This is a genomic window from Micromonospora sp. AB353 (assembly GCF_049538395.1).
GTDB lineage: Bacteria > Actinomycetota > Actinomycetes > Mycobacteriales > Micromonosporaceae > Micromonospora > Micromonospora aurantiaca.
This window is the reverse complement of the sequence record NZ_JBMVFV010000075.1, coordinates 1-13,794: the sequence shown is the minus strand read 5'-3', so window position 1 is coordinate 13,794 and position 13,794 is coordinate 1. Positions and strand designations below refer to the sequence as shown.

At 72.1% G+C, this 13,794-nt stretch carries 14 protein-coding genes; 9 read left to right on the top strand and 5 right to left on the bottom strand.

Translation table 11 applies throughout. The features are described 5' to 3' along the window. The first annotated feature begins 1 nt into the window (after nt 1). The gene (locus ACPCK6_RS24115) at nt 2–511 is read left to right on the top strand and encodes a hypothetical protein (RefSeq protein ID WP_396881345.1); all 510 of its coding nucleotides are present in this window, start codon (nt 2–4) and stop codon (nt 509–511) included. 14 nt (nt 512–525) lie between these two features. Beyond that, the gene (locus ACPCK6_RS24110) at nt 526–1,395 is read left to right on the top strand and encodes a class F sortase (RefSeq protein WP_423482306.1); all 870 of its coding nucleotides are present in this window, start codon (nt 526–528) and stop codon (nt 1,393–1,395) included. A gap of 9 nt (nt 1,396–1,404) precedes the next feature. On the opposite strand, the gene ACPCK6_RS24105 is transcribed toward ACPCK6_RS24110, so the two are convergent. Next, nucleotides 1,405–1,944 (bottom strand): HNH endonuclease, encoded by a 540-nt coding sequence (locus ACPCK6_RS24105; protein WP_013288071.1) that lies wholly within the window; start codon nt 1,942–1,944, stop codon nt 1,405–1,407. A gap of 228 nt (nt 1,945–2,172) precedes the next feature. Here ACPCK6_RS24105 and ACPCK6_RS24100 point away from each other — a divergent pair, with 228 nt between their 5' ends. From ACPCK6_RS24100 to ACPCK6_RS24090, 3 genes are all read left to right on the top strand, one after another. Beyond that, entirely contained in the window at nt 2,173–3,228 is a 1,056-nt protein-coding gene (locus tag ACPCK6_RS24100; RefSeq protein ID WP_423482305.1) for a mechanosensitive ion channel family protein, read from the top strand. A 233-nt stretch (nt 3,229–3,461) separates the two neighbouring features. Then, nucleotides 3,462–4,835, top strand: coding sequence for an MFS transporter (locus ACPCK6_RS24095; protein ID WP_396881342.1), 1,374 nt, complete (start codon nt 3,462–3,464; stop codon nt 4,833–4,835). A 78-nt stretch (nt 4,836–4,913) separates the two neighbouring features. Further along, on the top strand, nt 4,914–5,300 hold the full coding sequence (locus tag ACPCK6_RS24090; protein WP_396881399.1) for a globin: 387 nt from the start codon (nt 4,914–4,916) through the stop codon (nt 5,298–5,300). A gap of 7 nt (nt 5,301–5,307) precedes the next feature. Here the strand turns inward: ACPCK6_RS24090 and ACPCK6_RS24085 are convergent, their stop codons facing one another. From ACPCK6_RS24085 to ettA, 4 genes are all read right to left on the bottom strand, one after another. Then, nucleotides 5,308–5,892 carry a type III secretion system chaperone family protein gene (locus ACPCK6_RS24085; RefSeq protein ID WP_396881341.1) on the bottom strand — a complete coding sequence of 195 codons (585 nt, stop codon included), beginning with the start codon at nt 5,890–5,892 and terminating at the stop codon, nt 5,308–5,310. Nucleotides 5,893–6,023: 131 nt separating this feature from the next. Then, on the bottom strand, nt 6,024–6,686 hold the full coding sequence (locus ACPCK6_RS24080) for a DUF8185 domain-containing protein (protein WP_262014131.1): 663 nt from the start codon (nt 6,684–6,686) through the stop codon (nt 6,024–6,026). Beyond that, nucleotides 6,683–7,126 carry an acyl-CoA thioesterase gene (locus ACPCK6_RS24075; protein ID WP_135241665.1) on the bottom strand — a complete coding sequence of 148 codons (444 nt, stop codon included), beginning with the start codon at nt 7,124–7,126 and terminating at the stop codon, nt 6,683–6,685. Before ACPCK6_RS24075 ends, ACPCK6_RS24080 begins: the two co-directional genes overlap by 4 nt. Next, the gene (gene ettA / locus ACPCK6_RS24070; protein WP_262014130.1) at nt 7,119–8,795 is read right to left on the bottom strand and encodes an energy-dependent translational throttle protein EttA; all 1,677 of its coding nucleotides are present in this window, start codon (nt 8,793–8,795) and stop codon (nt 7,119–7,121) included. Before ettA ends, ACPCK6_RS24075 begins: the two co-directional genes overlap by 8 nt. A gap of 214 nt (nt 8,796–9,009) precedes the next feature. On the opposite strand from ettA, the gene ACPCK6_RS24065 reads away from it, so the two are divergent. From ACPCK6_RS24065 to otsB, 4 genes are all read left to right on the top strand, one after another. Continuing rightward, nucleotides 9,010–9,291 carry a hypothetical protein gene (locus ACPCK6_RS24065; protein WP_269704501.1) on the top strand — a complete coding sequence of 94 codons (282 nt, stop codon included), beginning with the start codon at nt 9,010–9,012 and terminating at the stop codon, nt 9,289–9,291. Next, entirely contained in the window at nt 9,284–9,670 is a 387-nt protein-coding gene (locus ACPCK6_RS24060; protein ID WP_423482304.1) for a hypothetical protein, read from the top strand. Before ACPCK6_RS24065 ends, ACPCK6_RS24060 begins: the two co-directional genes overlap by 8 nt. A 141-nt stretch (nt 9,671–9,811) precedes the next feature. Continuing rightward, nucleotides 9,812–11,212: an alpha,alpha-trehalose-phosphate synthase (UDP-forming) gene (locus tag ACPCK6_RS24055; protein WP_013288079.1), complete on the top strand. Its 1,401-nt coding sequence runs from the start codon at nt 9,812–9,814 to the stop codon at nt 11,210–11,212. Next, on the top strand, nt 11,209–13,794 hold a 2,586-nt coding region (gene otsB, locus ACPCK6_RS24050; RefSeq protein WP_423482303.1), incomplete at its 3' end, for a trehalose-phosphatase. The genes ACPCK6_RS24055 and otsB, both read left to right, overlap by 4 nt.

Here is a 13,794-nt window from a genome sequence, read left to right as displayed (position 1 = left end):
CATGCGAGGGCTCCTGTCACATCGTGCGTTGTCGTCCCTGTTGGGCCTGTTCGGCCTGGTGGCCGCGTTCGTCCTGACCACCGCGCCGCCGGCCCGGGCCGGCGAGAGCGTGTTCATCGAGGTGACGCCGAACAGCGTCCAGGCCGGTTCCCGGGTCACCCTGCGGGCCGGCTGCGACAACAGCAACAACCGCCAGGCGCAGGTCACCTCGGACGCTTTCGGGCGGGTGACGCTGCGGCCGGACAACGGGTTCCTCACCGGCTCGGTCACCGTGCCCGGCAACAAGGCGCCCGGCGACTACCCGGTGAACCTGGACTGCTCCAACGGCAACACCGCCTCGACCATGCTCACCGTGCTCAACATGGCGCAGCCGAGCAAGGGACCGGCGACCGGCGGCGGTGGCACCGCGGGTAGCCGGGGCACCGGTTCGCTGCTGCTCGTCGGCGGTCTGGTCGCGGTGGCAGTGGTGGCCGGTGTGAGCGCCCGCCGCAAGACCGGCGGCCGTGCCTGACGAGAGGTGCCGCAATGGCCCGCTCATCGCGCCGCCGGGACCGTACCGGCCCGGCGGCGGACCGCAGACGCCGCGACGCCGCCCGTCCCGGCCGCCGGTCGCGACAGCGCGCCGGCCGGCTCCGGGCCGCGCTGCGGCTGACGTCCCGCGCCGCCCGCCGGTTCGCCCACGTCGCCGGGCACGCGTTCTCGGCCAGCGTCGCCACCGCCGACCCGCAGTCCCGGCCGGTCCCGGCCCGCGCGGCCGGGACCACCACCCGCCGGTACGCTCCGAGCCGCAACCCGGGTGTCCCGGTGCTCCTGGTGGCGAGCGTGATGGCCCTGATCGTCGCGATGCTCGGCGTGGAGCGGGTGACCGGCGTCAGCGTGCTGCCGGACCGGATCGTGGCCGGCCTGCGCCCGCCGCCGAAGAAGTTCCCGGTCCTGCCGGCCAGCCCGCCGACGGACCTGAGCATCGGCAAGCTGAACCTGCGCGCGCCGGTGCACCGGGTCGGCATCGCGCCCGACGGCAGCATCGCGGTGCCGGACGTGGAGCGCGCCGGCGAGGTCGGCTGGTACGACCAGGGCCCCACGCCCGGTCAGTACGGCCCGGCGGTGCTCGTCGGGCACGTGGACACCACCACCGGGCCGGCCGTGTTCCACGGGCTGAAGGACCTCGACGACGGCGACCGGATCGAGGTGACCCGCGAGGACCGCTCGGTGGCGGTGTTCGAGGTGACGTCGATCGAGCGGTACGGCAAGGAGAAGCTGCCGGTGGAGGACGTCTACGGCGACTTCAGCCGGCCCAACCTGCGGCTGATCACCTGCGGCGGGCGCTGGGTGGGCGGCGAGACCGGGTACGCGGACAACCTGGTCGTCTACGCCGCGCTCGTCAAGGCGCGCTGAGCGGGCGGGTCAGGCCGCCTCGGGCTCGGGCTCGCGCAGGTCGAGCCAGTCCGCCCAGCGCGGGTCGGGGGCGCGGTGCCCGAGCACCCGCCAGGCGGCTCCTTTGGGCGCGGCCGGCAGGTGGTGCAGCCGCCAGCCCAGCTCGGCGGGCGTCTTGTCGCCTTTGGTGTGGTTGCACCGCGCGCACGCGGCGACCACGTTCTCCCAGGCGTGCCGGCCGCCCCGGCTGCGCGGGAAGACGTGGTCGATGGTCTCGGCCGGCCCCCGGCAGTACGCGCACCGCCACCCGTCGCGGGCGAACACCGCCCGCCGGGACAACCCGACGTGGGTGCGGTATGGCACCCGGACGTAGCGGGTCAGGCGCACCACCGAGGGCACCGGTAACGCGTTGCGCGCGCTGTGCAGGATGCCCTCGCCGTCGGCGACGCAGACCGCCTTGGCGGAGAGGACGAGGATCGCGGCACGACGCACCGACACGACGCACAGGGGCTCGTAGGTGGCGTTGAGAACGAGTGCACCGGAGCCCGCCGTGGGTCGTATGTCAGGCATCGCGCTCACCCTCCCGGTCCAGTCGCTCCCGCCTCGTCTGCGCCGGAACCGCCCCGCGGACAGCGCGGAACGGCTCCGACGCCGGCCGGATCACCGACGTCCGTTGCGCCAATAGTCCCTGATCGCGCCCCGGATTGCACGTACTAATCCGGGGCTACCCCCCGGGTAGCGACACTTCGCCGAGGTGGCGGTGTCCGTCGCCCGCCCGGCGTGCGGTACGAAAGCAGAGTGAACGTCTCCGACCTGATCTCCGCCGTGCTGGCCGCCGTCTCCGACCGGAAGCCGGACTGCCAGGGCAGCAGCTCCTGCGAGTGGGTGTACCGAGTGACGAACTCCGCCTGGTTCGCCGAGAGCAGCTACTGGATCCTGTTCAAGCCGCTGCGGGTGGCGCTGATCCTGTTGCTCGCGGTGGCCGCCCGGTGGGCGCTGCACCGGACCATCAACCGGCTGGTACGGACCACCACCGACGGCGCGGTGCCGACCATGCTGCGCCCGCTGCGCGAGCGGATCCCCAGTGCCGCGATCGACCCGGACCAGTTCGTGCCGGAGCGGCGGCGGCAGCGGGCGGAGGCGATCGGGTCGGTGCTGCGCAGCATGGTCACCGCGTTCGTCTTCGGCATCGCGCTGCTGATGGTGCTCAAGGAGTTCAGCTTCGACCTGGCCCCGCTGCTGGCGAGCGCGGGCATCGCCGGCGTGGCGCTCGGTTTCGGCGCGCAGAGCCTGGTCAAGGATCTGATCGCCGGCCTGTTCATGCTGATCGAGGACCAGTACGGCGTCGGCGACACGGTCGACCTGGGCGAGGCGACAGGCGTGGTCGAGGCGGTCGGGCTGCGGGTCACCACGGTCCGGGACGGCCGGGGCGTGCTCTGGTACATCCGCAACGGCGAGATCGTCCGCGTCGGGAACAAGAGCCAGGGCTGGGCGCTCGTCGTGGTCGACCTGCCGATCGGGTTCGCCGGCACCGAGGAGGCCACCGCCGTGCTGCGTACCGCGGCGGCGTCGGTGGCGCTGGACCCGGAGCTGGCACCGAGCATCGTGGAGGAGCCGGAGGTCCTGGGCGTCGAGCAGATGACTGTCGACGGCGCGGTGATCCGTACCGTCGTCAAGACCACCGCGGACGGGCAGTTCGCGGTCGGGCGTGAGCTGCGCCGCCGCCTCGCGGAGGCGCTGGAGAACTCGGGGATCGTCGCGCAGATCGCGGCCGCCCGGCTGTTCCCCGGCCTGCCGGTCCAGCCGCCGGCGCCGCCCGCCGCCGAGGGGACTGGTACCGGCGGACCCACCTGAGCCGCCGGACGAGCCGGACGATTTCCGGGGTTCCGCACCGCGCGGCCCCTCGGGTATCGTCCGTTCGTTCAGTCGGAGATGCGACGATCAATCCGTTCGCCCTAGCCAGTTGTCAGACGATCGGGCAGAATCCGGTGCACACGCTCCACCGGGGGGCGTGCTCGTGTCCTCGCTGATCGATCGATCTGACGACGGTTCCCGGTCGGGCCATCACAAGTGGTCGACCAGGAACGATGGAGGCGACGGTGTCCGACGCGCGACCCGCCCGGGAGGCCCCGGCCACCTTCCGGGACGTCTTCGGTCAGTCGGAGTTCCGCGCCATCTTCGCCGCCAACACCCTCTCCTGGGTGGGCGACTACCTGGCCCGCGCCGCGGTCACCGTGCTCGTGCTGCGCGAGACCGATTCGGTCGCGCTCTCCGCCGCCGCGTTCGCCGCCAGCTACCTCCCCTGGCTGGTCGGCGGCCCACTGCTCTCCGCGCTCGCCGAGCGGCACCACTACCGCCGGGTCATGGTCATCTGCGACCTGCTGCGGATGGCGCTGATGGCGCTGGTCGCGATGCCCTGGATGCCGACCTGGTCGATCTTCGCGCTGATCTTCCTGGCCACGCTCGCGAACCCGCCGAGCCAGGCGGCGCGGTCCGCGTTGATGCCGCACATCCTGACCGGGGACCGGCTGGTCGTGGGCCTGTCCGCGTTCACCAGCGCCGGCCAGGCCGCCCAGGTCGTCGGCTACCTGATCGGCGCCACGGTGGCGGCGCTCAACCCGAACACCGCGCTGCTCGTCAACGCCGTGACCTTCGCCGTGTCGGCCGCGATCGTCCGCTTCGGCGTACGCGAGCGGCCACCGGCGATGACCGAGGTGCACCGCAGCCACCTGCTGCGGGAGACCGTCCAGGGCTTCCGGATCGTCTTCGAGCGGCCGGTACTGCGCGCCATCGCGGTGCTGGTGTTCAGCGCGATGCTCTTCTCGATCGTCCCCGAGGGGCTGGCCGCGGGCTGGGCCGCCGACCGGACCGACGGCCGGATGGACGCCGGCACCGCCCAAGGTCTGATCATGGCCGCCGTCCCGGTCGGATACATCCTCGGCGGGCTGACCATCAGCCGGCTCGTCGGCCCGGACCGGCGGCTGACGCTGATGCGACCGTTGATGATCATCGCGCCGGCGACGCTCGTACCCGCGCTGTTCAACCCGCCGCCGGCGGTGGTGGCGCTGCTGGCCGCCGGGTGCGGCTTCGCCGTCGCCGGGCTCGTCCCGGTCGCCAACGGCCTGTTCGTGCAGGCGCTCCCGGACGGCTTCCGGGCCCGGGCGTTCGGCGTCATGGCCAGCGGCACACAGATCATCCAGGGCGCCGCAGTGCTGGCCACGGGCGCGCTCGCCGAGCGCTTCTCGGTCCCGTCGGTGGTCGGCGTGTGGAGCGCCGCGGGGGTACTGATCATGTCGGTGGCGGCGCTCGCCTGGCCCCGGCCGCAGGTGATCCACGAGGCCGTCGCGGCCGCCCGCGCGGAATCGGCGGCCGGTGGCGGACCGGCGCACGCGCACGCGCCCGGCCCCGCGTCCGGTGACCGGAACCGGGAGCACGGCCGACGCCGGCACGCGGTGACGTGATCCGCGCCGCCCGGCGGGCGGGCGCGGGTGCCGGGCCGCACCTGGCAGGATGGAAGCGTGACTTCCCCAGGCGAGTCGATGACCCTCTTCGAGGCGATCGGCGGTGAACCGGCCTTCCGCAAGCTGGTGGACGAGTTCTACGCCGGTGTGGCCGACGACCCGCTGCTGCGGCCGATGTACCCGGAGGAGGACCTGGGCCCGGCGGCGGACCGGCTGACCCTGTTCCTCATCCAGTACTGGGGTGGCCCGCACACCTACTCGGAGCAGCGCGGCCACCCGCGGCTGCGGATGCGGCACGCCCCGTTCCGGATCGGCGCGGCCGAGCGGGACGCCTGGCTGCACCACATGCGCCGGGCGGTGGACACGCTGGACCTGCCGCCGCAGCTCGCCGCCGCGCTCTGGGACTACCTGGAGCGGGCCGCCTACTTCATGGTGAACGTGATGGAGAACCCGGCCGCGGGCTGAGCCTGCGTCAGAGCAGGGCGCCCTCGTCGTGCAGCCAGTCGACGAACGTCACCGCGACGGCGGCGCCGCAGTCGAGCATCTCGACCAGCAGCGCATCGTGGGCGCCGGCGCCGAGCGGCACCTGCAACTCGGCGTAGATCGGGAGCTGACCGCGCTCGGTCGGATCACCGATGTACGCCTTGCAGAAGCGCCGGGTGTGGTTCCACTCGTTCACGACGCGGTAGGCCCGGTCGGCCCAGTCCGGCGGGACCGTCGCGTGCGGACGGGCCCGCATCACGAGGATCTCGTCCTCGGGGCCCTCCAGCGCGACGAGCACGGCGTGCCGCTCCCACATGGCCAGCAGGTTGCCGTCGCCGTCGGCCAGATAGCGCACGTCGAGCAGGTCGAGCGCGTCGCAGACCCGGCTCAGCGTGACCGGCGCGACGGTGGCCGGCATGTCCGCGAGGACCGGCCGCTCGGGCGGCGCCACGTCGTCCCCCGGCTGGCGAGGGGCCGGTGGTCCGACCCGGATGGTGTCATCCACTGTGGTCCCGCTTCGAGTCTCCGGCTCCCCGCCAGCGGCGGGACCAGGGCGCCATGACCACCACGGCATCGCTCGCGCACCTCACTCCCCAGCGGATCCGGACGCCTACGGTGCGTTGGATCCGAGGATGGACGGTACCCGGACAGGCGGCCTGAGGCATCCCCCCAACGACCGCCCCAAACCGGAAGGCCGACACGGGGTCATCCGTTCGGATGACCTGGCGTCGGCCTGAGTGCAAGATCGGCGACGGTCCGCGACCAGGCCGCCCCGAACGGTCCGACGAGTCCGACCCATCGACCAGCCGTCCGCACCTGAACGTCGTCCGCGCCGGTACCGAGGAAACCCATCCGGACCAACGCCTGCACCAGTCGCTGCGACACCTCCACCGGCGTCCGCGGCGCCTCGTCCGGGGTCACCACCACGGCGACGTGGTCCAGCAGCGCGTCCCGCAGCACCCGCTGCCCGACCGCGCGGCCCGCCACGCCGTGCGTGGCCGCCTCGCGCAGCGTCCCGGCCGCCGCCTCCGCGATCCGGCGCAGCTCGGCGCCGGGCAGCGCCTCCACCGCCCGGCTCGCCGCCGGTGGGAGCTGCCACCGCCAGCCGTCGTCCCGGCGTACCGGAAGCGCCTCGCCCCCGGCGGAGAGTTCGGCCAGCAGCTCCCCCGCCGCCACCGTGACGTCACCGGGGGCGGTGCCCGGCACGGTACGGACCACGAGCACGCCCCACGGCAGCCTCGCCCAGAGGGCGGTACGGCCCGCGCCCGGCACCGGGCGCAGCCGGACCACAGTGGCCGGGTCGAACCGGACCAGCCGGGCCAGGAAGGCCCCGGCGTCGGCCGTCCCGGTCAACCCGTGCCCGGTCATCCGCTCAGCCCCGGCGCGTAGCGGAGCAGGAACGCCCGCTCCTCCGGCGAGATCCGGCGCGGGCGCTGCGCCGTCAGGTCGAACGGCACCAGCAGCGACCGGGCGGTGCCGGCCAGCGTGTCGCCGTCGTACAGCTCGTACGCGACCGAGAAGGAGGCGGCCCTGATCTGGTCCACCCACAGCTCGATCCGTACCGTCGGGGCGGCCTCCGCGCTGGCCCGGCCGAGCGCGTAGTCGACCGGGCGCAGGTAGTCGACCTCGTGCCGGCGGATGACCACCCCGTCGGCGAACGAGCCCACTCCCCACGCCCGGCCGCCGGCGAACATCATCGCCACCCGGGCCTCCTCGTAGAGCGTGAGGAAGCGGGCGTTGTTGACGTGGCCGTACGCGTCCAGGTCGGACCAGCGCAACGCGCAGTGGTAGACGAAGCGGTCAGTCACGGGTGAGCTTGCGGTAGGTCACCCGGTGCGGACGGGCCGCCTCGGCGCCGAGCCGGTCGACCTTGTTCTTCTCGTACGCCTCGAAGTTGCCCTCGAACCAGAACCACTTGGCCGGGTTCTGGTCGTCGCCCTCCCAGGCCAGGATGTGCGTGGCGACCCGGTCCAGGAACATCCGGTCGTGGGAGATGACCACGGCGCAGCCGGGGAACTCCAGCAGCGCGTTCTCCAGGCTGGACAGCGTCTCCACGTCCAGGTCGTTCGTCGGCTCGTCGAGCAGGATCACGTTGCCGCCGATCTTCAGCGTCAGCGCCAGGTTGAGCCGGTTGCGCTCGCCACCGGAGAGCACCTTCGTCGGCTTCTGCTGGTCCGGCCCCTTGAAGCCGAACGCGGCGATGTACGCCCGGGACGGCATCTCGACCTTGCCCACCATGAGGTGGTCCAGCCCGTCGGAGACGACCTCCCAGACGGTCTTGTCACCGTCGAGGCCCTGCCGGTTCTGGTCGACGTACGACAGCGAGACGGTCTCGCCGACGCGGACCGAGCCGCTGGTCGGCTGCTCCAGCCCGACGATGGTCTTGAACAGCGTGGTCTTGCCGACGCCGTTCGGGCCGATGATGCCGACGATGCCGTTGCGGGGCAGCGAGAACGACAGGTCGTCGATCAGCACCCGGTCACCGAACGCCTTGGTGAGGTTCTGCGCCTCGATGACCGTGTTGCCCAGGCGCGGGCCCGGCGGGATCTGGATCTCCTCGAAGTCCAGCTTCCGGGTCTTCTCCGCCTCGGCGGCCATCTCGTCGTAGCGGTCCAGGCGGGCCTTGGACTTGGTCTGCCGCGCCTTGGCGTTCGAGCGGACCCACTCCAGTTCCTCGGACAGCCGCTTCTTCATCTTGGCGTCGCGGCGTCCCTCGACGGAGAGCCGGGCGGCCTTCTTCTCCAGGTAGGTGGAGTAGTTGCCCTCGTACGGGTAGGCCCGGCCGCGGTCCAGCTCCAGGATCCAGTTGGCCACGTTGTCCAGGAAGTACCGGTCGTGGGTGATCGCCAGGACGGTGCCGGCGTACTTGGCCAGGTGCTGCTCCAGCCACTGCACGCTCTCCGCGTCCAGGTGGTTGGTGGGCTCGTCGAGCAGCAGCAGGTCCGGCGCCTCCAGCAGGAGCTTGCACAGCGCCACCCGGCGGCGCTCACCACCGGAGAGCTTGGTGACGTCGGCGTCCGGCGGCGGGCAGCGCAGCGCGTCCATGGCGAGTTCGAGCTTGGAGTCGATGTCCCACGCGTCGGAGGCGTCCAGCTCCTCCTGGAGCTTGCCCATCTCCTCCATCAGCTCGTCGGAGTAGTCCGTGGCCATCTGCTCGGCGATCTTGTTGAACCGCTCCAGCTTGGCCTTGGTCTCGGCGACCGCCTCCTCGACGTTGCCGAGGACCGTCTTGGCGTCGTTGAGCGGCGGCTCCTGCGCGAGCATGCCGACGGAGTAGCCGGGCATGAGCCGGGCCTCGCCGTTGCTCGGCCGGTCCAGCCCTGCCATGATCTTGAGGAGGCTGGACTTACCGGCGCCGTTCGGACCGACCACCCCGATCTTGACACCCGGCAGGAAGTTCAGCGTCACGTTGTCGAGCACGACCTTGTCGCCGTGCGCCTTGCGCGCCTTGTCCAGGACGTAGATGAACTGGGCCACGGTGCGGGCTACCTCCGTCGGTTGCGATCGCGGGCTTGTCGGGTGCGGGGCGCGGGCGTCGATCTCCGCCCGCCGCCGCCGGCCGGGAGCCGGCCGCACGCACGCCGCCGTCAATCCTGACAGGTACGGACCGCCACGCCCACATCACCCCACCCCAGGGGTACGGCGGCGAGCCGCGTTGCCGACAACGGTACTACTCGCTAACGTCTGCAGTATGACCAAGAAGATCGCCATCAGCGTCCCCGACGACGTGGCCGAACGACTGGCCCAGGAGCCGAACGTCTCCGCGTTCGTCACCGAGAGCGTGCGGCGGCGGATGGCGGGCGAGCGCACCCGGCACACGCTCCGACAGGTCGGCTTCCGGCTGTCCGACGGCGGGCTCGCCGACGCGGGCCACGCGCTCGACGAGGCCCAGGCGAAGATCACCCCGGAGCTGCGCGCCCGGGCCGCCGCACTGCTGAGCGAGCCGTCACGTGGACGGCTGACCCGTGACTGACCCCGGGCTGGTGCTCGACACCGCCTGCCTGCTGGCCTACTCGGAATGCACCGAGGCGGTCGGGGAGCAGATCGCGTCGGTCGCGGATCGGGGGCAGACGGTGATCGTGCCGGCGCTGTGTCTCGCCGAGGCGTACCGGCAGGTGGCCGTCGACGGCTGGCGCCTGCTGGACATCCTCGGCGATCTCGACCACGTGGTCGTCACGCCGGTGGCGCACGACATGTGCATGTTCCTCGGCGGCTGGTCGCGCACGCTCCTGAGCATGGACCTCGCCCAGGTGGCGCTGGAGGCCGCGCGGGCCACCACACCGATCATGAGCGACCGACGGGAACTGCTCGGTGAGGTACTGCCCAAGGAGTGGCCGATCATCGACCTCTGAGCCACCGGTGTCGACAAGATCACGCGGTGGGTTCGGCGGTTCTGGGACGGGTAGGTAACTCCGGCACGGGGGATCAGACGCCGCAGCTACGCTCAGTACGCTCATCGCGGTGGACCCGTCAGTACCCGGAGGTGGCCGATCGTGACCGTCCGTAGCTCCTTTGTCGTAGTGGCCAACCGTCTGCCGGTCGACGAGGTGAGCACACCCGAAGGACGGCAGTGGCGGCGCAGCCCTGGCGGGCTGGTGACCGCGCTGCATCCGGTGCTGGCCGAGCACCAGGGCACCTGGGTGGGGTGGGCCGGCGGCACCGGCGCCGCCCCCGAGCCGTTCGACCTGGAGGGCATCCGGCTGCACCCGGTGCCGTTGAGCGCCGAGGAGCTGGAGCGCTACTACGAGGGCCAGTCGAACGCGACGATCTGGCCGCTCTACCACGACGCGGTGGAGACGCCCGCCTACAAGCGGCGCTGGCGCGAGGCGTACCGATTGGTCAACGCCCGGTTCGCGGAGGCCGCGGCGGACGTGGCGGCCGAGGGCGCCACGGTCTGGGTCCAGGACTACCAGCTCCAGCTCGTGCCGGCGATGCTCCGCGAGCTGCGGCCGGATCTGCGGATCGGCTTCTTCCTGCACATCCCGTTCCCGCCGATCGAGCTGTTCATGCAGATGCCGTTCCGCACCGAGATCCTGCGTGGACTGCTCGGCGCGGACCTGGTCGGCTTCCAGCAGCGGCTGGCGGCGCAGAACTTCGTCCGCCTGGCCCGGCACCTGCTCGGCCTGCGCTACGAGGGCCAGATGATCCAGGTCGACGGCCGGCAGGTGAAGGCCGGCGCGTTCCCCATCTCGATCGACACCAAGGAGATGGAGCGGCTGGCCGAGGACCCGGCGATCCAGGCCCGGGCCAAGCAGATCCGCGAGGAGCTGGGCAACCCGAAGACGATCATCCTGGGCGTCGACCGGCTGGACTACACCAAGGGCATCGAACTCCGGCTGAAGGCCTTCCGCGAACTTCTCGCTGACGGAAAGTTGACAGTTCCGGACGCGGTTATGGTGCAGGTCGCCACGCCCAGCCGCGAGCGCGTGGAGCACTACCAGGCACTTCGGGTGAAGGTGGAACGCGAGGTTGGCCGGATCAATGGTGAATTCGGCCGGGTCGGCGTGCCTGCAGTGCATTATCTGCATCAGTCGTACAGTCGCTCCGAACTGGCCGCGATGTACGTCGCGGCCGACGTGATGATGGTGACCCCGCTGCGAGACGGAATGAATCTGGTGGCCAAGGAGTACGTCGCATCGCGCGCCGACCAGGGCGGCGCGCTCGTGCTCAGTGAGTTCGCCGGCGCCGCGACAGAGCTGCGCCAGGCGTTCCTGTGTAATCCGCACGACCCGGACGCGGTGAAGGACGCGTTGCTGCGGGCCGTGCATGTCGAAAAGCCCGAAGCCCGCCGCCGGATGCGCGTCATGCAGCGCCATCTGCGCAGCCACGACGTGGGCCACTGGGCCAAGTCGTTCCTCAGCGAGCTCGGCGTCCCCGATACGGAGGCTGCGTGACCTCGCCCGCCCCCGCCGCCGCCCACGGCGGCGTGCTGGATCCCGAACTGCGTGCCGCCATCGGCCGTATCGCCAGGGTTCCGCAACTCCTGGTCGCCTGCGACTACGACGGCACACTGGCGCCGATCGTCGAGGACCCCAGCAAGGCCGTGCCGCTGCCCGAGTCGGTGGCGGCCGTACGCGCGCTCGCCGCACTGCCGCAGACGAGCGTCGCCGTCGTCTCCGGCCGGGCGCTGCGCGACCTGGCCACACTCTCCCGGCTGCCGAGCGAGGTGCACCTCGTCGGCAGCCACGGCTCGGAGTTCGACATCGGCTTCGTCGAACGGCTCACCCCCGAGCTGATCGCGGTCCGGCACCGGCTCCGCGAGGCGCTGCGCGAGATCGCCGCCGAGCACCCGGGCATCCGCCTGGAACGCAAGCCGGCCAGCGTTGCCGTGCACACCCGCGGCGTCGACCCGCACGTCGCCGCCCGGGCCGTCGAGGCCGTTCGCAACGGCCCCGCGACCTGGGAGGGCGTGACAGTCACCCAGGGCAAGGAGGTCATCGAGCTGTCGGTGGTGGTGACCAACAAGGGCACCGCCGTCGACCAGCTCCGTACCCAGCTCGCCGCGAGCGCGGTGCTGTTCATCGGCGACGACGTCACCGACGAGAACGCCTTCGGCAACCTGACCGGGCCGGACGTCGGCATCAAGATCGGTCCCGGGGAGACCCGCGCCGACTACCGGGTGGCCGAGCCGATCGAGGCGGCCCGCGCGCTGGGTCTGCTGCTGGAGACGCGGCGGCACTGGCTGTTCGGCGAGCGGGCGGTGCCGATCGAGCGGCACTCGATGCTCGCGAACGGCCGTACCGTCGCGCTCGTCACGCCGGAAGCCAAGATCACCTGGTTGTGCCACCCGAAGCCGGACTCGGCGGCGATCTTCGCCGACCTGGTCGGCGGCAGCCCGGCCGGGCACTTCACGGTCGGCCCGGAGCGCGGCGGCATCCCGCTGGGCCAGCGCTACCGCAGCAACACGATGACCGTCGAGACCCGCTGGTCCGGCCTGACCGTCACCGACTGGCTCGACCTGCCGGTACGGGAGACCACGCCGGACGACCCCGCAGTGGTCAGCGGCGACTCGACACTGGTCCGGGTGCTCAGCGGCACCGGGCGGGCCCGGGTCGAGTTCGCGCCGCGCCCCGAGTTCGGTCAGGTGGCGGTGCAGCTCCAGCCGCTCGACGACGGGCTGCTGGTGCTCGGCTCCAACGAGCCGGTCGCGCTGCACTCCCCCGGCGTCGAGTGGGAGGTCACGAACGACGCCGGGTACGAGACCGCGAAGGCGGTGGTCGACCTGTCCGCAGCCGGCGGCCAGGTGGTGCTGGAGCTGCGCTTCGGCACGCAGAGCCTGGAGCCGCACCGGCTGCCGCTGCACGAGCGGCAGACCGCCGCCGAGCAGCCCTGGAAGGACTGGGTGGCCTCGCTGCGGCTGCCCGCCACCGCCCGGGACCTGGTCGCCCGCAGCGCGCTGACGCTGCGCGGCCTCTGCCACGAACCGACCGGCTCGATCCTCGCCGCGGCCACCACGTCGCTGCCCGAGGAGCTGGGCGGTGTCCGCAACTGGGACTACCGCTACTGCTGGCTGCGGGACGCGGCGATGACCGCCCGCGCGCTCGTCGATCTCGGCTCGACCGAGGAGGCCGAAGGGCTGCTGCGCTGGATCGACGGCGTGGTCGAGCGCACCGGCGGGCACCCGGAGCGGCTGCACCCGCTCTACACGGTGGACGGTTTCGAGCTGGGCGCCGAGGCGGTCATCGACACGCTGCCCGGCTACGCCGGCTCCCGGCCGGTACGCGTCGGCAACCTCGCCAACCACCAGCTCCAGCTCGACGTCTTCGGCCCGGTGGCGGACCTGATCGCGGCGGTCGCCGACGCCCGGGGCTCGATCCGCGACGACGAGTGGCGGGTGCTGGAGAACATGGTCGAGGCGGTACGCCGCCGCTGGCACGAACCCGACCACGGCATCTGGGAAGCCCGCCTCCCCCCGCGGCACCACGTCTTCTCCAAGGTCATGCTCTGGATGACCGTGGACCGGGCGCTGCACGTCGTCCGCCGGCACGGCGGCGAGGACCGGCCCGAGTGGGTCGAGCTGCGCGACCGGATCGCCTCGAACGTGCTGGAGCACGGCTGGCACCCGGAGGCCGAGGCGTACAGCGTCGCCTACGGGTACGAGGAGATGGACGCCTCGTCGCTGTGGATCGGCATCTCCGGGCTGCTCGCCGGCGACGACCCGCGCTTCCTCTCCACCGTGCTCAAGATCGAGGCGGAGCTGCGCAGCGGTCCGGTCGTCTACCGGTACCACTGGGACGACGGCCTGCCCGGCCGGGAGGGCGGCTTCCACATCTGCACGTCGTGGTTGATCGAGGCGTACCTGCGCACCGGTCGCCGCAGCGACGCCGAGGAGCTGTTCACCCAGATGGTCGACACGGCCGGTCCGACCGGGCTGCTGCCGGAGCAGTACGACCCGCTGGCCGAGCGCGGGCTGGGCAACCACCCGCAGGCGTACAGCCACCTCGGCCTGATCCGCTGCGCCCTGCTGCTGGACAAC